Annotated in this window: 16 protein-coding genes and 2 pseudogenes; 14 read left to right on the top strand and 4 right to left on the bottom strand. The window is 65.1% G+C overall.

Features of this window, described 5'->3' with window-relative positions; genetic code table 11:
* Positions 1–97 precede the first annotated feature (97 nt).
* The 6 genes from H1B27_RS32025 (at position 98) to H1B27_RS32000 (ending at position 8,018) form a co-directional block, all read left to right on the top strand.
* On the top strand, positions 98–1,789 hold the full coding sequence (locus H1B27_RS32025) for a peptide ABC transporter substrate-binding protein (protein WP_197968804.1): 1,692 nt from the start codon (positions 98–100) through the stop codon (positions 1,787–1,789).
* A gap of 27 nt (positions 1,790–1,816) precedes the next feature.
* Positions 1,817–2,767 carry an ABC transporter permease gene (locus H1B27_RS32020; RefSeq protein WP_197968803.1) on the top strand — a complete coding sequence of 317 codons (951 nt, stop codon included), beginning with the start codon at positions 1,817–1,819 and terminating at the stop codon, positions 2,765–2,767.
* A gap of 2 nt (positions 2,768–2,769) precedes the next feature.
* On the top strand, positions 2,770–3,645 hold the full coding sequence (locus H1B27_RS32015; RefSeq protein WP_197968802.1) for an ABC transporter permease: 876 nt from the start codon (positions 2,770–2,772) through the stop codon (positions 3,643–3,645).
* Between the two features lie 40 nt (positions 3,646–3,685).
* Positions 3,686–5,014 (top strand): NAD(P)/FAD-dependent oxidoreductase, encoded by a 1,329-nt coding sequence (locus H1B27_RS32010; RefSeq protein ID WP_197968801.1) that lies wholly within the window; start codon positions 3,686–3,688, stop codon positions 5,012–5,014.
* Between the two features lie 7 nt (positions 5,015–5,021).
* A complete protein-coding gene (locus tag H1B27_RS32005; RefSeq protein ID WP_197968800.1) occupies positions 5,022–5,948 on the top strand; it encodes a 2-hydroxyacid dehydrogenase in 927 nt (308 codons plus the stop codon).
* 201 nt (positions 5,949–6,149) lie between these two features.
* Positions 6,150–8,018, top strand: a complete 1,869-nt coding sequence (locus tag H1B27_RS32000) for an ABC transporter ATP-binding protein (RefSeq protein WP_197968799.1) — start codon at positions 6,150–6,152, stop codon at positions 8,016–8,018.
* Between the two features lie 6 nt (positions 8,019–8,024).
* Here the strand turns inward: H1B27_RS32000 and H1B27_RS31995 are convergent.
* Positions 8,025–8,300 (bottom strand): annotated as a pseudogene (locus H1B27_RS31995) (alpha/beta hydrolase family protein); the annotation flags it as partial.
* Positions 8,301–8,436: 136 nt separating this feature from the next.
* Between H1B27_RS31995 and H1B27_RS31990 the strand changes: the two are divergent.
* Positions 8,437–9,618: an abortive infection family protein gene (locus H1B27_RS31990; protein ID WP_197968798.1), complete on the top strand. Its 1,182-nt coding sequence runs from the start codon at positions 8,437–8,439 to the stop codon at positions 9,616–9,618.
* A 40-nt stretch (positions 9,619–9,658) separates the two neighbouring features.
* Here the strand turns inward: H1B27_RS31990 and H1B27_RS31985 are convergent, their stop codons facing one another.
* Positions 9,659–10,882, bottom strand: coding sequence for a polyhydroxyalkanoate depolymerase (locus H1B27_RS31985; protein WP_197968797.1), 1,224 nt, complete (start codon positions 10,880–10,882; stop codon positions 9,659–9,661).
* A 147-nt stretch (positions 10,883–11,029) separates the two neighbouring features.
* Here H1B27_RS31985 and H1B27_RS31980 point away from each other — a divergent pair, with 147 nt between their 5' ends.
* Entirely contained in the window at positions 11,030–11,686 is a 657-nt protein-coding gene (locus H1B27_RS31980) for a glutathione S-transferase family protein (protein ID WP_197968796.1), read from the top strand.
* Between the two features lie 280 nt (positions 11,687–11,966).
* Here the strand turns inward: H1B27_RS31980 and H1B27_RS31975 are convergent, their stop codons facing one another.
* Complete coding sequence (locus tag H1B27_RS31975; protein WP_024339451.1) at positions 11,967–12,191, bottom strand: hypothetical protein; 225 nt, start codon at positions 12,189–12,191, stop codon at positions 11,967–11,969.
* A gap of 184 nt (positions 12,192–12,375) precedes the next feature.
* On the opposite strand from H1B27_RS31975, the gene H1B27_RS31970 reads away from it, so the two are divergent.
* On the top strand, positions 12,376–12,732 hold the full coding sequence (locus H1B27_RS31970; protein WP_197968795.1) for a hypothetical protein: 357 nt from the start codon (positions 12,376–12,378) through the stop codon (positions 12,730–12,732).
* 7 nt (positions 12,733–12,739) lie between these two features.
* Here H1B27_RS31970 and H1B27_RS31965 read toward each other — a convergent pair whose 3' ends face one another.
* On the bottom strand, positions 12,740–13,843 hold the full coding sequence (locus H1B27_RS31965; RefSeq protein WP_197968794.1) for a mandelate racemase/muconate lactonizing enzyme family protein: 1,104 nt from the start codon (positions 13,841–13,843) through the stop codon (positions 12,740–12,742).
* A 172-nt stretch (positions 13,844–14,015) separates the two neighbouring features.
* On the opposite strand from H1B27_RS31965, the gene H1B27_RS31960 reads away from it, so the two are divergent.
* The 5 genes and pseudogenes from H1B27_RS31960 to H1B27_RS39845 form a co-directional block, all read left to right on the top strand.
* Positions 14,016–14,861, top strand: a complete 846-nt coding sequence (locus H1B27_RS31960) for an AraC family transcriptional regulator (protein WP_197968793.1) — start codon at positions 14,016–14,018, stop codon at positions 14,859–14,861.
* A 135-nt stretch (positions 14,862–14,996) separates the two neighbouring features.
* A complete protein-coding gene (locus H1B27_RS31955; protein ID WP_197968792.1) occupies positions 14,997–15,923 on the top strand; it encodes an SMP-30/gluconolactonase/LRE family protein in 927 nt (308 codons plus the stop codon).
* Positions 15,924–16,081: 158 nt separating this feature from the next.
* On the top strand, positions 16,082–16,675 hold the full coding sequence (locus H1B27_RS31950) for a GNAT family N-acetyltransferase (protein WP_061879458.1): 594 nt from the start codon (positions 16,082–16,084) through the stop codon (positions 16,673–16,675).
* A gap of 115 nt (positions 16,676–16,790) precedes the next feature.
* The gene (locus H1B27_RS31945; RefSeq protein ID WP_197968791.1) at positions 16,791–18,437 is read left to right on the top strand and encodes a GMC family oxidoreductase; all 1,647 of its coding nucleotides are present in this window, start codon (positions 16,791–16,793) and stop codon (positions 18,435–18,437) included.
* Positions 18,438–19,365: 928 nt separating this feature from the next.
* Positions 19,366–19,605 (top strand): annotated as a pseudogene (locus tag H1B27_RS39845) (IS4 family transposase); the annotation flags it as partial.

The raw sequence follows: 19,605 nt of genomic DNA, 5'->3' as shown, positions 1-19,605 counted from the left end.
CACAATAATTTAGAAGCACTAAAGCCCACTCCTGTCCCTTTTGCCGGGGTCTCGGGGGCGCGGGAGACGGTGCCGCGTGCGACAACGGAGAGTGGTCATGGCAGGCGACACCGGCAAGCTCGGCGTTGGGGCACTGCATCTCGGCATTCCGAATCGCCGTCAATTCTTCCAGCTCGGTGCGGGAGCCGCGGCGGGGTGGACGCTTTCAGGCAGCGCCTTCGCGCAGACCGAACGTCCCACCAATCCGCCGGACAAACCGCGCGGTCAGGTGATCGCGGCGCTGTCGCAGGAGCCAACCGTCTTTCATCCCTTGATGCCGGGCATCGAGGTCGACCAGGGCGTCTGGTGGCAGGTGTTCTCGCTGCTCTGGTTCATCGATCCCGCCGGCAATTTCGTTCCCGACCTCGCCCGCGAAGTCCCGACCATCGAGAATGGCGGCCTGTCAGCCGACGGCCTGACCTGGAAGATCAAGCTGCGCAACGACGTCAAATGGCATGACGGCACGCCGTTCACGGCCGAGGACGTGAAATTCTCGCTCGAGCTGATCAACGATCCCAATTTCCGCGCGCGCAGCCGCGTCGGCCACAGCCTCGTCAAGGACATCAAGGTCGTCGCGCCCGATGAGATCCACTGGCGAATGGAGGCTCCCTATTCGCCCTACATGTCGATCCTGGGATCGCTGACCTTCATCGTGCCGAAGCACATCCTGGAGAAGGTGTCCGATCCGAACGCCTCGCCGTTCCACAACGCGCCGGTCGGCACCGGACCGTTCCGCTGGGGCGAGCGCGTGCCCGGCGACCACATATTGCTCAATGCTCACGCCGGCTATCACGGCAAGGGACCTTACGTCGAACGCGTGGTCTTCAAGTACATTCCCGACCTCACCGTGCTCTACACCCAGTTCCGCACCGGCCAGGTCGATTACACCGGCCTGCAAGGCATCTTGCCGAACTTCGTGCAGGAGGCGAAGACGCTGAAGGGCCGCAAGGTCTTCGTCTCCTCGACCTCCTCGGTGGAGCACATCGCGCCCAATCTGGAGTTCGGTCCCTTCGCCGACCGTGCGGTGCGCGAGGCGCTCTATCTCGCCATCAACAAGCAGGCGATCATCGATGCGCTCTATTACGGCCTGCCGACGCAGACCGAGAGCTTCGTGCCGCAGCAGGCCTGGTCGTTTCAGCAGGGACTGCCGCAGCACAAATACGATCCCGCCAAGGCCAACGCGCTGCTCGATGCGGCAGGATGGATCCGCGGCGCCGGTGGCGTACGCGAGAAGGGCGGCGTCAAGCTCGAATTCACCAATTCGACGACGTCGGGCAATGCGGTGCGCGAGCAGACCCAGCAGCTGCTGATCCAGGACTGGCGCGCGATCGGCGCTGCGATGCGCGTCAACAACATGCCGGCGGCCGTGATCTGGGGCGATTTCTGGCAGCAGTCGAAGTTCAACTCGGTACTGGTCTCCGTCAACTTCATGCTGGGCAGCGACCCCGACGTGACGCCGCGCTTCGGCTCCGGCGCCATTCCCGCCAAGGGCGGCCGCGGCTACAACACCTATCAGTACAAGAATCCCGAAGCCGATCGCCTGCTCGCCGACGGCGCCAGGCAGTTCGATCTCGCCCAGCGCAAGACGACCTATGGCGAACTGCAGAAGCTGATCCGCAACGACGTTGCGATCCTGCCGCTGTTCCAGGGCTTCATCGCCGAAGGCGTGAAGGAAGGGCTGCAAGGCTTTCGTCCCAACATCAACACCTCGATCAACTGCTGGAACATCCGCGAATGGTACTGGGCCTGATGTCTCAGGCACGCTGGATCGCCTGAGATGGCCCGTTACGTCGTCAACCGCCTGGCGCAGGCGATCATGCTGCTGGTGATCGTCTCGGCGATCGGCTTTGCCATCCTGCATCTGGCGCCCGGCGGTCCGCTGTCGCAGTTCGCCGTCTCCGGACAGATGACGCAGGAGGATCTCGACCGCGTCACCAGGCAGCTCGGGCTCGATCGCCCGGTGCCGATCCAATATCTCGACTGGTTCGGCCGCATGGTACGGGGCGACTGGGGGCGCTCCTATCGCGACGGCGAGGCGGTGCTGTCGGTGATTTCCTCGCATCTCGGCGCCACGCTGGAGCTGATGGCGACGGCGACGATCATCGCGGTGCTGCTCGGCTGCTGGATCGGCGTGCTCGGCGCGCTGCGCCGCTATTCGCTGTTCGACACGCTCGCCACCGTCGGTGCCATGATCGCGTTGTCGATCCCGACCTTCTGGTTTGGCCTCGTCACCATTTACGTCTTCTCCGTCAAGCTCGGCTGGCTGCCGGCCGGCAACAGGCAGACCATCGGCGACGGCTCCTTCCTCGACCTGCTGCATCATCTGATCGCGCCGGCAATGGTGCTGGCGCTGGTCGAAACCGCGATGTGGGGCCGCTTCATGCGCTCCTCCATGCTCGAGGTGATCAACCAGGACTACATCCGCACCGCGCGCGCCAAGGGCATGCCGGAATGGCGCATTCTCACGGTGCACGCGCTTCGCAACGCGCTGCTGCCGATGATCACGGTGGCGGGCTTGCAGTTTCCGACGCTGCTCGGCGGCGCGCTGGTGGCCGAGACCGTGTTCACCTGGCCCGGCATGGGGCGGCTGTTCCTCGATTCCATCGGCTATCGCGACTATCCCGTGGTGATGGGCATCCTGATGTTCTCGGCGACCATGGTGCTGATCGGCTCCCTGCTCGCCGACATCCTCTATGCTGTCGTCGATCCGCGCATCCGGGTGGGCTAGCGATGACGGCTGCGACCATCTCCACCGTTCAGCTCGCGCCCGGCCAGGCCGCGTGGCGTCGTTTTCGTCGCCACCGGCTCGCGCTCGCGGGCGCGGTGATCATCCTCGTTCTCGTCCTCGGGTCGGCGTTCGGCCCTTATCTGCTGCCGTTCGACGACACCTATATCGACATCATGAAGCGGTTCGCGCCGCCGCTCTCCGGCGCCCATTTCCTCGGCACCGACGAGCTCGGCCGCGACGTGCTGGCGCGGCTGATGATGGGCGGTCGCGTCTCGCTCTCGATCGGCATCGTCGCGATGGTGATCGCGATGGCGGTCGGAATCGCCGTCGGCGCCTTCGCCGGCTTCTATGGCGGCGTGGTCGGTGCGGTCCTGATGCGGCTCGTCGATGCCGTGCTGTGCTTTCCGACCATCTTCCTCCTGCTGGCGCTGGCCGCGCTCACCGAGCCCGGCCTCGTCACCACCACCGTGTTGATCGCGGCGACGGCCTGGATGGCCGTCGCTCGCGTGGTCGAGGCTCAGGTGCGGTCGCTGCGGGAGCGCGAGTTTGCGGTCGCTGCGCTCGCCTTCGGCTCGTCGAATCTGCGGATCATGTTCCGCGAGCTCGTGCCCAACGCGATCGCGCCGATCGTGGTGGCTGCGACGCTGAACGTCGCGAAAGCGATCCTGCTCGAATCCTATGTCAGCTATCTCGGCTACGGCATCCAGCCGCCGGCGGCGAGCTGGGGCAACATGCTCAACAATGCGCAGATCTATCTCACCAGCGCACCCTGGCTCGCGATCGTGCCGGGCGTCGCCATCACGCTCGCGGTGACCAGCTTCAACTTTCTCGGCGACGGGCTGCGCGACGCGCTCGATCCGCGAATGAACATCCCATGACGAGCAAGACCTCGATCGAATTGAACTCCAGGAGTGCCCCATGTCCCCGCCGCTCAACCGTATCAACAGCGACGAACGCTTGCCGCAGCAGGTGGATGTCGTCGTCATCGGCGGCGGCGTCATCGGCGTCTCCGCGGCCTATCATCTCGCGAAGAAGGGCCATTCGGTCGCACTGGTCGAGAAGGGCCATGTCGGCGGCGAGCAGTCGAGCCGCAATTGGGGCTGGTGCCGGCAGCAGGGCCGCGCCCGCGAGGAAATCCCGCTGGCTCGCGAGGCGCTGCTTCTGTGGGAGGACATGCAGAACGATTCGGGCGTCGATGCCGGCTTCCGCCGCACCGGCGTGTTGTTCCTGACCAAGAGCAAGGACGAGCTCGCAAGCTGGGAGCGCTGGGCAGCGGTCGCGCGCGAGATGCAGGTTCACTCCACCGTGCTGACGCCGGCCGATGTCGCCGAGCGCATGCCCGGCAATGCCGACACATGGGTCGGCGGCCTGCACACGCCGAGCGATGGCCGCGCCGAGCCGTCGATGGCCGTCCCTGCGCTCGCCACCGCCGCACGCAAGCACGGCGTCACCATCCACCAGAGCTGCGCCGCGCGTGGGCTGGAGACGATGGGCGGGCGCGTCAGCGCCGTCGTCACCGAGAAGGGCACGATCCGCACGCAAGCCGTGCTGCTGGCGGGCGGCGCGTGGTCGTCGCTGTTCTGCCGCCGCCACGGCATCGAGCTGCCGATCGGCCTCGTCAACGCTACCGCGTGCCGGACCACGCCGGGACCGGAGATCACCTCCGGCGCGCTCGGCACCGATTTCTACTGCATCCGCCGCCGTCTCGACGGCGGCTTCACGCTGGCGCTGCGCAACCGCGGTACGGTCGAGCTGTCGCCGGACCTGTTCCGTTACGCGCGCACGTTCTGGCCGACTTATCAGCATCGTAAGAACGGACTGAAGCTCTCGTTCGGCAAGTCGTTCTTCGATCAGCTCATGCGCGGCACCAGCTGGAGTTTCGACAAGCCGTCGCCATTCGAGGCCGAGCGCGTGCGCGATCCCGCGCCTGACATGTCGCTGGTCAATGCGGCGCTGGCGGCGCTGATCAAGTCGAATCCGGAATTGAAGGACATCGAGATCGCGGAAGCCTGGGGCGGCACCATCGACTGCACACCCGATACGATTCCGGTGATCTCACCGGTCGATGCGCTGCCGGGTTTCTTCCTCGCGACCGGCTTCTCCGGCCATGGTTTCGGCATCGGTCCCGCCGCCGGCAAGCTTGCGGCCGACCTCGTGACGGGCGCGACGCCGCTGGTCGATCCGGCCGCCTACAGCCACAAGCGCATGATCGACGGCCGTCGTCTCGCGCCGGTCAGCCCGTTCTGAGGCCGGCATGACGGTTCTCTACAAGGCCAACATGGTGCGCGGTGCCGAGTGGGCGCGCTTCTTCGCGGAGCGCGCGCCCGACGTGCCGTTCCGGCTCTGGCCTGATATCGGCGACCCCGCCGCGGTGCGTTATCTCGTGGCCTGGGTCCCGCCGGATGATATCGCGACGACCTTTCCCAATCTTGAGCTGGTCTTCTCGGTGGGCGCTGGCGTCGATCAGTTCGACACCACGAAAGTCCCAGCGCACATCCCGCTGGTCCGCATGCTGGAGCCCGGCATCGCCGAGACCATGGTCGAATACGTCACCATGGCCGTGCTCGGCCTGCACCGCGATCTCCTCGATTTCATCGGTCAGCAGAAGCAGCAGGTCTGGCGCGAGATCCGGATCACGCCGGCCAGGCGCCGGCGGGTCGGCGTGATGGGGCTCGGCCAACTCGGCCAGGCGGTGCTGGAACGACTCAAGATGTTCGGCTTTCCGCTTCTTGGGTGGAATCGTTCGCCGCGCGAGATCGAAGGCGTCATCTGCTATGCGGGGGCCGATGCCTTGCCAGAATTTCTGGCGCAGGCCGACATTCTCGTCTGCCTGCTGCCGCTGACGGATCAGACGCGCGGCATTCTCAATGCCGAGCTGTTCGCGCGCCTGCCGCGCGGGGCAGGGCTCGTCAATGTCGGACGCGGCCCGCATCTCGTCGAGGCTGACCTCCTTGCGGCGCTCGACAGCGGCGCGTTGTCCGGTGCGGTGCTCGACGTCACCGATCCCGAGCCGCTGCCTGCGGGACATCCGTTCTGGAGCCATCCGCGCATCCTGCTGACGCCGCACAATGCCAGCATGACGACGCCGGATACGGCGGTCGATTTCGTGCTCGACGTCATCGCTCGGCATCGCCGCGGCGAGGAGCTGCCGGGGCTCGTCGATCGCAGTCGTGGTTACTGAGGGCGCGATAGTGATGGGAATATCGGTGCAGCCACGGGCGCAGTTTACCTCTCCCGCTTGCGGGAGAGGTCGGCGCGTAGCGCCGGGTGAGGGTTCTCTCCTCTTGGGGGTTCTCGATTGTGGAGACACCCTCTCCCCAACCCTCCCCCGCATGCGGGGGAGGGAGCGCACCGTCTGCGCGGCATGTGCAGGGGGCTTTGCATGAGTATCGGTGCGAGCGGAGCTCACCAAGTGATCGCAGACGCGCAGGCCCCCGTGCTGTCAGTCTCCGGCCTCACCACCTCCTTCGTGCTCGAGCGGCGATGGATACCTGTCGTCCGCAACGTCTCGTTCGAAATCGCGCCGCGCGAGACCGTGGCGATCGTCGGCGAGTCCGGCTCGGGCAAGAGCGTCACCGCGCTCTCGATCATGCGGCTGATTCCGCAGGAGATCGGTCGCGTCGAGGGCCGGGTCATGTTGGCCGGACGGGATCTGCTGGCGCTGCCCGAGGCGAGCATGACCAGCATTCGCGGCAATGACGTCGCCATGATCTTCCAGGAGCCGATGACGAGCCTCAATCCGGTGCTCACCATCGGCTTCCAGATTGCGGAGGCGCTGATCCAGCATCGTGGCCTGTCGCGCGCGGCGGCCGAGGCCGAGACCATCCGCCTGCTCGATCGCGTCCGCATCCCGGCAGCGAAATCCCGCTTCCACGAGCACCCTCATCGCTTCTCCGGCGGCATGCGCCAGCGCGTGATGATCGCGATGGCGCTGGCCTGCAAGCCGAGGCTGCTGATCGCGGACGAGCCGACCACCGCGCTCGACGTCACCATCCAGGCCCAGATCCTCGAGCTCTTGAAGGAGCTGCAGCAGGAGGAGGGGATGTCGATCCTCTTCATCACCCATGACATGGGCGTGGTGGCCGAGATCGCGGACCGTACCGTGGTGATGTATGGCGGGCAGGCGGTGGAGACGGACGCCACCGCCCGCATCTTTGCCGCGCCTCTCCATCCCTATACGCGCGCGCTGCTCGCGGCCGTGCCGCGGCTCGGCTCGATGGACGGACGGGCGCGGCCGATGCGGTTTCCGATCGTCGACAAGGTGACGGGGACTTCGGACCAGCCGGTGGAGACGCCCGACACGGTTTCGACGGCCGAGCGGCCGTTGCTGGAAGTCTCAAACCTCACCACGCGTTTCCCCATCCGCTCCGGATTGTTCGGCAAGGTCTCGGGCCGTGTCCACGCGGTCGAGAACGTCTCGTTCACCTTGCGCGCCGGCGAGACGCTGGCGCTGGTCGGCGAATCCGGATGCGGCAAGTCGACGACGGGGCGCTCGATCCTGAGGCTGCTCGAGCCGGACAGCGGGACGGTCCTGGTCGACGGCGAGAACGTGCTGGCCATGAACGGCCGAGCCTTGCGCGATTTTCGCAAGCAGATGCAGATCGTGTTCCAGGACCCGTTCGCGAGCCTCAATCCGCGCATGTCGGTGGGAACGGCGATCGCCGCGCCCTTGCTCGCCAATGGGCTCGCCTCGGCGGCGCAGGCGCGGGAGAAAGTCGCCGATCTGCTCGTCCGCGTCGGCCTGACCGCCGACATGGCGGCGCGCTTCCCGCACGAGTTCTCCGGCGGGCAGCGCCAGCGCATCTGCATCGCGCGTGCGCTGGCGCTCGGGCCGAAGCTGATCGTCGCGGATGAAGCGGTCTCCGCGCTCGACGTCTCGGTCAAGGCGCAGGTCGTCAATCTGATGCTCGACCTGCAGGCCAGCATGGGCCTCGCCTATCTCTTCATTTCCCACGACATCGCGGTGGTCGAGCGCATGAGCCACCGCGTTGCGGTGATGTATCTCGGTGAGATCGTCGAGATCGGCCCGCGCGCCGCATTGTTCGGCGATCCGCAGCATCCCTACACGAAGAAGCTCATGTCTGCGGTGCCGGTGCCCGATCCCTCCCGCCGCCGCGCGCGGCGCGAAGCCTCCAACGACGAGATCAGAAGCCCGGTCCGTGCGCCGGATTACCAGCCTCCGGTGCGGCAATATCGCGAAGTGTCGCCCGGCCATGTCGTCCAGGTCTGGGGCGAGGAATGGTCGGCCTGAGGCGCCTCACGAATTGACGTGCACGAAATCGCGCAGCAGCGGATAGATCTCGTTGTTCCAGCGCTTGCCGGAGAACACGCCGTAATGGCCGACGCCGGCCTGCATGTGGTGGACGCGCCGATAGGCGCGTACGCCGGTGCAGAGGTCTTGCGCAGCGAGCGTCTGGCCGATCGAGCAGATGTCGTCCTTCTCGCCCTCGACCGTCATCAGGCCCATGCGACTGACGGCCTTGGTGTTCACCGGGCGGCCGCGATGCATCAGCTTGCCCTGCGGCAAGAAGTTTGTCCCGCCGTGCAATAGGGGACCTGATTTTGGTTCCTCCCTGAGGGGATGACTAGCCAAAACCGGTATCAGATAGCACTATGGTACGCCACGCCTGTCATCACCGGTCCCGATGTCCTCGCCTTTCCCGCCCTCCATGATCAACGAGCTTCGTAACTTGCTGGCGTCAGCCATTGCTGACGTTAAGGCGTATGACGTTCCGGCATTATGCCGGCGTCTCAACTTGGGCGATGGAGAAGAACAGGAAGCTTTCGCAAGCAAGTACAAATATGCCCAAAGGCGACTCGCGGATGTCTCGGCAGATCAGGTCGTCGCAAGCGCTCGACAGTTGCTCTCGGAGCAGGAGCACTTCAAGCTAGTTGAGCAACTAACCAAGATTGATGAGCTCAACGGTTCGCCCGTAACAACGCTCACGCGGCGACGTCTCATCACGCTATTCGACCATCTCCCGCTTGCACGCGAGATCGAGGATATGGACTTCATCCGGGGGCTTTGGCCCATAGCGTCGCTGCGGGCACCGCATCCCAGCACAGAGGCGACGTTCGAAGACTATCTTCATCGGCATACCGTTCGGAACGATGATCTTTCGAACCGTGACGTGCTGGAAGCGCTTGGCGTGCTGACGTGCTCTCGCGCTCAGTTATTTAAGTTGCTCGCTGCGCTTACGTCACCTGAGGTTCGGTCGGCGCCAGAGCAGGTCGAACTGGCCGAGAAGATCGACGCCCTGTTGCGCCACGACGGCTACACACTGTCGCAGGCAGGGCGAATATCGGGGAGTCCGTTCTATGCTGTGCGGCCATTCCCGACAGGATCGCCGGCAGACGAAAGCATTTCCGCGACGTTGGCAGCCTTCGACCCGACGCAGGTACATGCGCGCTGGACGATGGCGCTCGAGCGGCGCGCCTCGGAACCAGCGGGAGCAATCACGCTGGCGCGCACGCTGTTGGAGGACGTCTGCAAGTGGATTCTCGATCAGGCGGGAGAGACGTGGCATGAGGCCGACGACTTGCCGGTACTCTACCGCAAGCTTGCGAAAGTACTGAAACTTGCGCCGGACGACCACACCGAACAGGTGTTCAAACAGATTTTGGGGAGCTGTCAGTCGGTGGTTGAGTCGTTGGGTGCTCTTCGTAACAAACTAAGCGATGCCCATAGCCCGGGCCCAAAGCGAGCACGTCCGCAGGCGCGACATGCGGAACTTGCGGTCAATCTGGCCGGCGCGATGGCTACGTTTCTCGTCGCGACCTGGGAGGCGCGCCAGACCGTGCAGGCGGTGCCCCGATCAACCTCGCCGACGTTGATCGAGCCAAAGCAATAGTGTGCGTCGTTTTTCGTGCCTGAGGTGCACTGCATCTCTATCACGAATTGACGTGCACGAAATCGCGCAGCAGCGGATAGATTTCGTTGTTCCAGCGCTTGCCGGAGAACACGCCGTAATGGCCGACGCCGGCCTGCATGTGGTGGACGCGGCGGTAGGCGCGCACGCCGGTGCAGAGGTCTTGCGCGGCCAACGTCTGGCCGATTGAGCAGATGTCGTCCTTCTCGCCCTCGACTGTCATCAGGCCCATGCGGCTGACGGCCTTGGTATTCACGGGACGGCCGCGGTGCATCAATTTGCCCTGCGGCAGCAGGTGCTCCTGGAACACGTCGCGCACCGTCTCGATGTAGAACTCCGCCGGCAGATCCATCACCGCGAAATATTCGTCGTAGAACGTCTTGATGGTCGCCGCCTTCTCCTTCTCGCCCTTGGCGATGTGGTTGGCGAGGTCCATGTGCTGCTTGATGTGGCGCTCGAGATTCATCGAGACGAAGGCCGTGAGCTGCACGAAGCCGGGATAGACCTTGCGCAGCGCGCCGCGGCACTGCACCGGCACGTAGTTGATCAGATTGCGCTCGAACCAGTCGATCGGCCGGCTCTTGGCGAACTCGTTGACCCTGGTCGGCTGGATGCGTGTGTCGATCGGCCCCGCCATCAGCGTCAGCGTCGCCGGGCGTGACGGATGGTTGCCCTCGCACATCACGGCGGCGGCCGCGAGCGCCGAGACCGACGGCTGGCAGATCGCCACCATGTGCGGGCGCGGACCGAGCTGGCCCAGGAAGTCGATGAGATGATCGGTGTAGTCGTCGAGCCCGAAGCGGCCCTCGCTGCGCGGGATGTCGCGCGGATTGTGCCAGTCGGTGATGTAGACGTCGTGGTCCTGCAGCAGCGTCTTCACGGTGCCACGCAGCAGCGTGGCGAAATGGCCGGACATCGGCGCCACCAGCAGCATGCGCGGCTGCTCGCCCACGCCGTGTTTCTTGAAGTGCAGCAGCGAGCCGAACGGCGTCGCGTAGGCGATCTCCTCGGTCACGGCGATTTCGCGGTTGCCGACCATGACGCTGTCGATGCCGTAGGCCGGCCGATCGTAGGTGAGGGTGGAGCGCGAGATCAGCTCCAGCGCGGCCGACAGCCGGCCGACGACCTGATCCGACCTGCCCTGCGGCACCAGATTGAGGAATTTGAGTGCCGACGAAGCCCCTGCGCGCCATGGCGCCGTCAGGTCCATGTGGTTTTGAAAGGCCTGATAAAACATCGACATCATGCTGAAACGCCCATCCCGTCCCGTGCTGCCATGCAATAAGGACGCCAGACGGCAGTCCGGGTCGCCGCTGAATTGGCACGTCGCTTGCTGCTCATGACACGGGAAGCACGCGGGCCGGGCTGAAGTCGGGACCAAGGAAGAGGCCACATGGCGAAGGCGACACTGACCATCAGCAGCAAGAACTACTCGTCCTGGTCGCTGCGTGGCTGGCTGCTGACGAAATTCTCCGGGCTCGATTTCGAGGAGATCGTCACCGCCCCGGACGATCCGTCGGCACGCGCCGAGATTTTGCTGCTGTCGTCGTCGATCCTGGTGCCGTGCCTGCGGCACGAGGGCGCCGTGGTCTGGGATACGCTGGCGATTGCCGAATATCTCAACGAGGTGATGCCGGACGCCGGTCTGTTGCCGGCCGACCGCATCCAGCGCGCCCATTGCCGCTCGATCTCGGGCGAAATCCATTCCGGCTTCACCACGCTGCGCGCCTCACTGCCGGTCAACCTGAAGGGGCACTTTCCCGGCTTCAAGATCTGGTCGCGGGCGCAGGCCGACATCGACCGCGTCTGGTTCATCTGGCGCGACTGTCTGGAGAAATCGGGCGGCCCGTTCCTGTTCGGCGCGCAGCGCACCATGGCGGATGCGATGTACGCCCCGGTGGTGACGCGCTTTGTGACCTACGACGTCAAGCTCGAGCCGCGCCTGAAGGCCTATGCCGATACCATCATGGCCATGCCGGAGATGCAGGAATGGATCGCTGCGGCGCGGGAGGAGCCAGCCGAGATCGAGGAGCTCGAGGTCGAATATTAGGCAAGTGTTGCGCCGCCCTGCCTGTTTCGGGGGCGGTGCCCTCGCGCGGCGGCCTCACAGCGATGCCTTTGCAGCGATTAACCTTTGGCGCCGGTGACAGGCCGGGCCCAACCCGCGTGCTGCGCAGATATTGTGCGCGCCCGCACTGCTATGTCGACATCTAGCCGTGAACAGCTGCGTACACGGCCTTTCGGCTGATTCGGACGTGATTCGTTCGGGCCGCGTTCCGAAGGTTAAGGCGGAGCGCGGCGCCCGTCGCATTTTGAAACAGAAACCGCTCTCAGGCGGCCCCACGCTGCTTCACGCGCGGCAGGCGCCAGCCGATGACGGTTGCTTCGACCGCAATGCCGGCCTCGTGGTTCTGCCAGCGTCCCTCGACGTAGCGGCAGGCGAACGGCAGTTGATATGTTCCGCTGTGATCCTCGCAGAGCACTTCGAGTGGCAGGCCCGGCGGTGGTTCTCCGGCTCCGTCGAACTCCGCCAAACGTCTGTCGCGCGTTGCCATTCCAAAAATCTCCCCTAAACAAAGCCGCGGAAAGAATGCCCACTTCTTCCGCGTGCGGATCATCGTTCCCCATCCCTGGGAACGGACGCAAGCTCAACGCGAGAATGCGGTACGAGTGTGGTAGCGTCTCGCTGCGGCGCGCAAACGGCGCACATTGCCGTGATCGATTGGACGAGGAACCTGCATGCTGCTTCGAAACGCCGGCATTTGTTTCGCGATGTTGCTGCTCGCAGCGCTGGCGCCGCTGCCGCTCCGCGCGCAGGACGTGCCCGGCATCGAGATCTGCACCGTCGAGAAGACCATGGAGCGGCGCACCAGCTGCCTGCAGAGCAATGTCGATTTCCTGCAGAAGACGATCGCCAAGCTCGCCCTCGATCATCAGCAGAAGCTGGATGCCGCCAATCGCCAGATCGACGCGCTGAAGTCGAGCCTCGCCGGCTTGCAGAAGACGCTCGGCGAGGTTCAGGCCGCGCAGGCGAAGACCGCCGAGGATCTGAAGAAGAAGCAGGACGCGCCGCCGCCCAAGGACGCCGCGAAATAAGCGCCGTTCACGCGACGCGATAGCGTTCCATCACGGCACGATCGGGGGCGTAGCCGAGCCCGGGGCCTGTCGGCACCGCGACATGGCCGGTGGCATCGACATCGGCGCCTCCGCCCCAGAGGCAGGCCTCGCGCTTGAGATAGAACATCTCGACCAGCCCGTCGTCGCGCGTTGCGAGCAGATGCAGCGTCGCCAGCAGGCCGGGGCCGAAGTAAGGGGAGTGCGGCACGATCTTGACGCCGAGCCGATCGGCCAGGCCTGCGACCTTCAGGAATTCCGTGATGCCGCCGACCTTGATGACCGAGGGCTGGGCGTGGCTGACCGCGCCCGCCTCGATCATCTGGCGGAATTGATATTCGGTGCAGGCATTCTCGCCGGCGGCGACGCCGAGCCCGCCCTTGCTGCGGACGTCGGCGAGCGTGGCGAAGTCTTCCGGCGGCCAGACCGGCTCCTCCAGAAACATCGGCTGCGCCTCCCGGCATGTTTTCGCGAACGCGATTGCCTGCTCGCCCGTCAGGGGACAGTTCATGTCGATCATCAGCGGAATGGCTGGCCCGATTGCCTCGCGCGCGGCGAATACTGCTGGCGCCGTGGTCTCGTGCAGCTTGATCGCGCCATAGCCGAGCGCGAGCGCCTTTCTGCATTCGGCGGCGATGTTGCCGGGCGAGCCGATTCGCAAGAGGCTCGCGTAAGCCGGAATGGCCGTGCGCCTGATCTCGCCGAGCAGGCGATGCAGCGGCACGCCTTCGGCCTTCGCAGCCAGGTCCCACAATGCGATATCGAGCCCGGAGATCGCGAACATGGTGATGCCGTAGCGGCCGAATAGATGCAGATTGCGCTGGATCTGTTCCATCACCGCGGGAATGCCGGCAGCATCGGGCACCTTCAGCCCGCGGGCCTGCGGCGCGATCATCTCCTCGACGGCGCTGCGCGTGGTGCGCGGGCAGACATAGGCGAAGGCATCGCCCCAGCCGGTCAGCCCGGCATCGGTCGTGACCTCGACGAGGACCATGTCGAGCGCGGAAATCGCGGAAGCACCCTGGCGGAAGCTCGCGACACCGGAATTATAGGGGATGCGGATATGGTGCGCCCGCACATCGGTGATTTCCATGACCCGGTTCCTCTTTCTCGTGAGCGGTTTCGACGAGTGTAGCCGCGAATAGCAGGGCGTTGCCAGCGACGATTGCCGAGCTATCGTCATGCGAAGGACAGCAATGCCGATCAAGCAGAGCGGCAGAGACCAGAGCATCATCGCCGCGCTTCGAACGTGAGCCTGAACCGTCATGAATCCAGCCCAGCGCGCGCTCTGGTATATCGAGAGCCATCTGGCCGAGCCGATGACGCTCGACGAGATCGCGGCGATCTCGGGCGTATCGCGGTTCCACATCGTGCGTGCGTTTGCCGCAGCCACCGGCTTTCCGGTGATGCGGTACGTGCGCGCGCGGCGGCTGACCGAGGCGGCGCGCAGTCTGGCAAAGGGCGCACCCGACATCCTGTCGCTGGCGCTGGAGGCGGACTACGGCTCGCACGAAGCCTTCACCCGCGCGTTCCGCGACCATTTCGGCACCACGCCCGAAGCGGTGAGGGCGGCAACGTGCGTGAGCCAGCTCGAGCTTCAGGAGCCGATCCTCATGAACTCCACCATGCTCGACCATCTTGCCCCACCGCGTTTCGAGACGGCAAAGGCCTTCCTGGTCGCCGGCCCCGCCGAGCGCATCTCCTGCGACAACGGCGCCATGATCCCCGGTCTTTGGCAACGCTTCCATCGGGAGATCGCCGACATTCCCGCGCGGGTCGGCCAAGGAAAAATTCAAGTCGCCTACGGCGTCTGCTGCAACGGCGATGACGCCGGCAATTTCGACTATATCGCCGGGGTCGAGGTCGCCGATTTCTCCGACCTGCCGCGCCGTTTCGGCCGCATCCGCATTCCCGAGCAGCGCTATGCCGTGTTCACGCATACCGAGCACGTCGCTTCGATCCGGCGTACCGTGAATACCATCTGGAATCAGTGGTTGCCGGCATCCGGGCTCAGAGCCGCGGACGCGCCGAACTTCGAGCGCTACGACGAGAAATTCGACCCTGCGACCGGCAATGGCGGCTTCGAGATTTGGATACCAGTGCGCGAGTAAGCTGCAACGCTGGCATACCGTCCCGCTTGCTTGGCAAGCCTTGGCGACTTTGTCATAACCGCAAGCAAACCTTGCCTGCGGAGCCCGTGCCGGACATCCCGTGCAAGCCATAACAAGCAGCCGGGAGGGTCCCAAATGTCCAACATCCGCGTTCTCGCCACCGACCTCGAATTTCCCGAAGGCCCCGTGGTGATGCCCGACGGCTCGGTGGTGCTGGTGGAGATCCGCGGCCAGCGCCTGACGCGCGTCTATCCTGACGGCCGCAAGGAGATCGTCGCCAGGATTCCGGGCGGGCCGAACGGCGCCGCGCTCGGCCCCGACGGCAAGATCTACATCTGCAACAATGGCGGCTTCTCCTGGATCCCGACCCGCAACATGATCATGCCGGGTCCGCAACCCGACGATTATCTCGGCGGCTCGATCCAGCGCGTCGACCTGCAGTCGGGCAAGGTCGAAACCGTCGTGAGCAAATGCGGCGCGCATGATCTGCGCGGGCCGAACGACCTCGTCTTCGACAGGCAGGGCGGCCTCTGGTTCTCCGATCTCGGCAAGCGCCGCGCGCGCGAGATGGACGTCGGCGGCATGTATTACCTCAAGCCCGGCATGAGCGAGATCGTGGAGGTCGTGCACGGGATCCTGCCGGCCAACGGGATCGGGCTGTCGCCGGACGAGAACACCGTCTACATCGCGGAGACGCCGACGGGGCGGCTCTGGGCCTACGAGCTCTCGGCGCCCGGCACGCTCAAGCCGCGCGACGTGATCTACCGCGGCGAGCGGGGAAAGCCGATCTGCGGCCTCGGCGGCTACCAGATGTTCGATTCGCTCGCGGTGGAAGCTGGCGGCAACGTCTGCGTCGCCACCCTGGTTTCCGGCTGCATCTCGGTGATCGCGCCCGACGGCACCCTGGTCGAGCAGGTCCCGACCGGCGACCGCGTCACCACCAACATCGCCTTCGGCGGTCCCGAGCTGAAGACCGCCTACATCACGCTATCAGGCAAGGGCGAGCTGATCGCCATGGACTGGCCGCGCGGCGGTTTGCCGTTGAATTTTTTGAACAAGTGAATGTATCTGGACGAAGTGTGCCAATACATCGGTCGTCATTCCGGGATGCGCGCGCCAGCACGCAGGCCCGGAATCCATAACCCCGAACCGTGATTATGGATTCCGGGCTCGCGACTTCGTCGCGCCCCGGAATGACGGCAGTCATTATGGAGTGAGAAATGCCCTGGCCCGATCCCATCACCCTGCGCGGACAGCACGCCCGTCTCGAGCCGCTGTCGCATGATCATCGCGAGGGGCTGGTCGAGGCCGTCAGGGACGGCGAGCTGTCAAAACTCTGGTACACCGCGATCCCGCTGCCGGAGCAGATGGGCAAGGAGATCGACCGGCGCCTCGGCCTGCAGGCCGCAGGCTCGATGCTGCCCTTCACCGTGTTCGACGCCGGCGGCCGGATTGTCGGCATGACCACCTACATGAACATCGATGCCACGAACCGCCGCGTCGAGATCGGCTCGACCTGGTACGCAAAGGGCGCGCAGCGCGGTCCGCTCAACACGCAGTGCAAGCTGTTGCTGCTGCGCCACGCCTTCGAGACGCTGGACTGCATCGCGGTCGAATTCCGCACCCATTTCTTCAACCACCAGAGCCGCCGCGCCATCGAGCGCCTGGGCGCCAAGCAGGACGGCATTTTACGCAGCCACCAGATCGCGCCGAACGGCACCTTGCGCGACACCGTGGTCTACAGCATCACCGCCGCCGAATGGCCGACGGTGCAGGCGCATCTGGAATTTCAACTCAACGACAAGCCGCGTTAGTCATGATGTGCCCCGATCTCGCCGCGAGCTCGATCACCTCTCCCATGGGGAGAGGTGTCAGCGTGCGCGGCTGCAATTCATTCAATCTCACGACACGCTAGAGGCGGCCGGCACCATGGACAGATTCGATTATGTCATCGTCGGCGCGGGCTCCGCCGGTTGCGTGCTCGCCAGCCGGCTGAGCGAAGATCCCAGCACCAGCGTCTGTGTGCTCGAGGCGGGCCCGAGGGACTGGCATCCCTACATCCATCTGCCGGCGGGCTTCATCAAGACCTTCCACATGAAGAGCATCAACTGGGCCTATCAGCAGGAGCCGGGGCCATGGACCGGTGGGCGCAGCATCTACGCGCCGCGCGGCAAGACGCTCGGCGGCTCGTCCTCCATCAACGGCCACATCTACAATCGCGGCCAGCGCATGGATTTCGACACCTGGGCGCAGATGGGCAATCGCGGCTGGGGCTATGCCGACGTGCTGCCGTACTTCCGGCGGCTGGAGAAGCGGGTCGGCGAGGGCGAGGCGCTCTATCGCGGCCGGGAGGGCAGTCTCACGGTCACCACCATGGACTGGCGCGATCCGCTCTGCGAGGCCTTCATGGAGGGCGCGGTCTCGCTCGGCATTCCCCGCAACCCCGACTACAACGGCAAGACCCAGGAAGGCGTCTCCTACTGCCAGCGCACCATCAACAACGGCCTGCGCGTCTCCGCCGCGACCGCGTTCCTGAAGCCCGCGATGAAGCGGCCCAACGTGCATGTGCACACCCATGCGCACGCAACCGAGATCGTCTTCGAGGGCAACCGCGCCGTCGGCGTGCGCTACATGAAGGGCGGCCGCGGCGGCCATCCTGTCGAAGTGCGCGCCAACAAGGAGGTGATCCTCTCCGGCGGCAGCTATAATTCGCCGCAGCTGTTGCAGCTCTCCGGCATCGGCTCGCCGGATCTGCTGCAGCAGCACGGGATTGCGGTGCGCCACGCGCTCCCCGTCGGCGAAGGCCTGCAGGACCACTACGCCCCGCGCACGGTGGCGCGGGTGAAGGACATCAAGACCATCAACGAGCTCCGCCGCGGCCTCTCGCTCTGGATCGAGGCGCTGAAATGGGCGACCGCGCGCCGCGGCCTGCTCTCGCTGTCGCCGACCATGGTCTACTGCTTCTGGCACTCCGGCGAGAGCGCGGAGAGCTCGGATCTCCAGCTCACCTTCACGCCGGCGAGCTACAAGGAAGGCGTGCAGGGCCAGCTCGAGGACGAGCCCGGCATGACGGTGGCCTCCTGGCAGCAGCGTCCCGAGAGCCGCGGCTATGTCCGCATCCGCTCAAGCGATCCATTCGCGCCGCCGATCATCCAGACCAATTATCTCGATGCCGAGCTCGACCGCCGCGTCATCGTCGGCGGCATGAAGCTCGCGCGGCGTTTGCTGAAGAGTGCGCCGCTGTCGCCCTACTACGCCTACGAGGATTTCCCCGGCCCCAACGTCAACACCGACGACGAATTCCTGGCAGCCGCCACCGAGCGCGGCACCACCACGTTCCACCCCGGCTGCACCTGCCGCATGGGCCCGGCGGACTCCACCTGGGCCGTCGTCGACGATCAGCTCCGCGTCCACGGCCTCGAAGGCCTCCGCGTGATCGACGCCTCGGTGATGCCGCGCATGATCTCGGCGAACTTGAACGCATCGACCATGATGATCGCGGATCGCGCCTCGGACCTGATCCGCGGCAAGGCACCGATGGAAGCCGCGCGCATCCCGGACGCCGCGGTGGCGTGATATCTTTGTTGGGCGAATCGTCCCACGCATTTCATCGACAGGCAGAACGCCAAATGCCCCAATCCGGCACTGAGCGACAATCCGTTGGTCAGATTGCCTTCTGCGGCGTCGTCTTTCTCTGCACCGCTATTCCGGTCGGTCTGCTGTTGCGCGTGGGTTGGCGGGATTGGCCCCTGTTTGCCGCCCTCTGGGCGGGCATGTACTTCATGGGAGGAATAGCATCGTTTCCTCGGGGCAGGCCAATTCAAAAGGCCTTTTCATATGGCCTGCTCGTCGGCACGGTGCTTCCGGCTCTGGAGTGGGCCGCGATGCATCACGGCCCCTAGCCCGTCGGGCAAAACACCCGTCACCCCGTCAAGCCCTCCTCGCAAAAATATTCTAATTTACCGAAATTCGGAACTGCAGCATACATCAGACAGCCCGGCCCGACGAAGAGGGGCGGTTCGCGAGTCGTTCGAAACGCGGGCCGGGTTGCGGTGGACGCGGCAGCGTCGGCACGAGATGGTGCGGGCAGGGCGGGTAGTCCCTGTGAGCCCGAGGCTTCGTGCGGACGAGCGGCGCTGAAGTCCGGCGAAGCCTCTTGGCGAAGCCGGATGAGCTGCGTACGGCAAAACCGTGTGGTCCTGGCCGTCGTTGCTACGGTCAAGCCTTCCGCGGAGATGTGCGCGAGCCCAACCGGGCAGACGGCATCATCCAATTCGCGGGGCGAGGGAGGCCAGAAGGAACTCGGCTCCCGGGAGAGCACGGCATAAGCCGTCCGACCATCGCGCAGGGAAGGCCGAGTGTTCGGCGACACCTGTATGCTGCTGTGCGGTTTTCTGCGTGTGCCTTTGCGCAGCAGACCGCGGGTGCCCGTCGGCACCCGGTCTTCCCCATAGGCGTTAAGTTTATTCTTGAGTGTTGGAATCACACGTGATTCCAAAGCGGGATGGCAGACGAATCGCTTCTGAACGAGGACTGGACGAGAGTGGTTACGCAGCTCGGCGGGGCTGCGCAGCTTGAGATAAGCGCGCGCCAGACGAAGGCTTTCGTGCGGCGGCGCCAAATTCCAGATGCGGTGTCGTTACTTCGGCTGATGCTGGCCTATTGTCTGGGTGAACGAGGGTTGAGATCGACAGCCGCGTGGGCCGCTTCTGTTGGCCTTGCCGACCTCAGCAGCGTGGCGTTG

The sequence above is a fragment of the Bradyrhizobium diversitatis genome, from assembly GCF_016031635.1.
In the GTDB taxonomy this organism is placed as follows: domain Bacteria; phylum Pseudomonadota; class Alphaproteobacteria; order Rhizobiales; family Xanthobacteraceae; genus Bradyrhizobium; species Bradyrhizobium diversitatis.
This window is presented reverse-complemented; position numbering and strand designations above follow the sequence as displayed.

Excerpts from the sequence above, each read along its gene's own strand:
- H1B27_RS32025 (WP_197968804.1), top strand. The coding sequence starts at position 98 with ATGGCAGGCGACACCGGCAAGCTCGGCGTTGGGGCACTGCATCTCGGC.
- H1B27_RS32020 (WP_197968803.1), top strand. The coding sequence starts at position 1,817 with ATGGCCCGTTACGTCGTCAACCGCCTGGCGCAGGCGATCATGCTGCTG.
- H1B27_RS32015 (WP_197968802.1), top strand. The coding sequence starts at position 2,770 with ATGACGGCTGCGACCATCTCCACCGTTCAGCTCGCGCCCGGCCAGGCC.
- H1B27_RS32010 (WP_197968801.1), top strand. The coding sequence starts at position 3,686 with ATGTCCCCGCCGCTCAACCGTATCAACAGCGACGAACGCTTGCCGCAG.
- H1B27_RS32005 (WP_197968800.1), top strand. The coding sequence starts at position 5,022 with ATGACGGTTCTCTACAAGGCCAACATGGTGCGCGGTGCCGAGTGGGCG.
- H1B27_RS32000 (WP_197968799.1), top strand. The coding sequence starts at position 6,150 with ATGAGTATCGGTGCGAGCGGAGCTCACCAAGTGATCGCAGACGCGCAG.
- H1B27_RS31990 (WP_197968798.1), top strand. The coding sequence starts at position 8,437 with ATGATCAACGAGCTTCGTAACTTGCTGGCGTCAGCCATTGCTGACGTT.
- H1B27_RS31985 (WP_197968797.1), bottom strand. The coding sequence starts at position 10,882 with ATGATGTCGATGTTTTATCAGGCCTTTCAAAACCACATGGACCTGACG.
- H1B27_RS31980 (WP_197968796.1), top strand. The coding sequence starts at position 11,030 with ATGGCGAAGGCGACACTGACCATCAGCAGCAAGAACTACTCGTCCTGG.
- H1B27_RS31975 (WP_024339451.1), bottom strand. The coding sequence starts at position 12,191 with ATGGCAACGCGCGACAGACGTTTGGCGGAGTTCGACGGAGCCGGAGAA.
- H1B27_RS31970 (WP_197968795.1), top strand. The coding sequence starts at position 12,376 with ATGCTGCTTCGAAACGCCGGCATTTGTTTCGCGATGTTGCTGCTCGCA.
- H1B27_RS31965 (WP_197968794.1), bottom strand. The coding sequence starts at position 13,843 with ATGGAAATCACCGATGTGCGGGCGCACCATATCCGCATCCCCTATAAT.
- H1B27_RS31960 (WP_197968793.1), top strand. The coding sequence starts at position 14,016 with ATGAATCCAGCCCAGCGCGCGCTCTGGTATATCGAGAGCCATCTGGCC.
- H1B27_RS31955 (WP_197968792.1), top strand. The coding sequence starts at position 14,997 with ATGTCCAACATCCGCGTTCTCGCCACCGACCTCGAATTTCCCGAAGGC.
- H1B27_RS31950 (WP_061879458.1), top strand. The coding sequence starts at position 16,082 with ATGCCCTGGCCCGATCCCATCACCCTGCGCGGACAGCACGCCCGTCTC.
- H1B27_RS31945 (WP_197968791.1), top strand. The coding sequence starts at position 16,791 with ATGGACAGATTCGATTATGTCATCGTCGGCGCGGGCTCCGCCGGTTGC.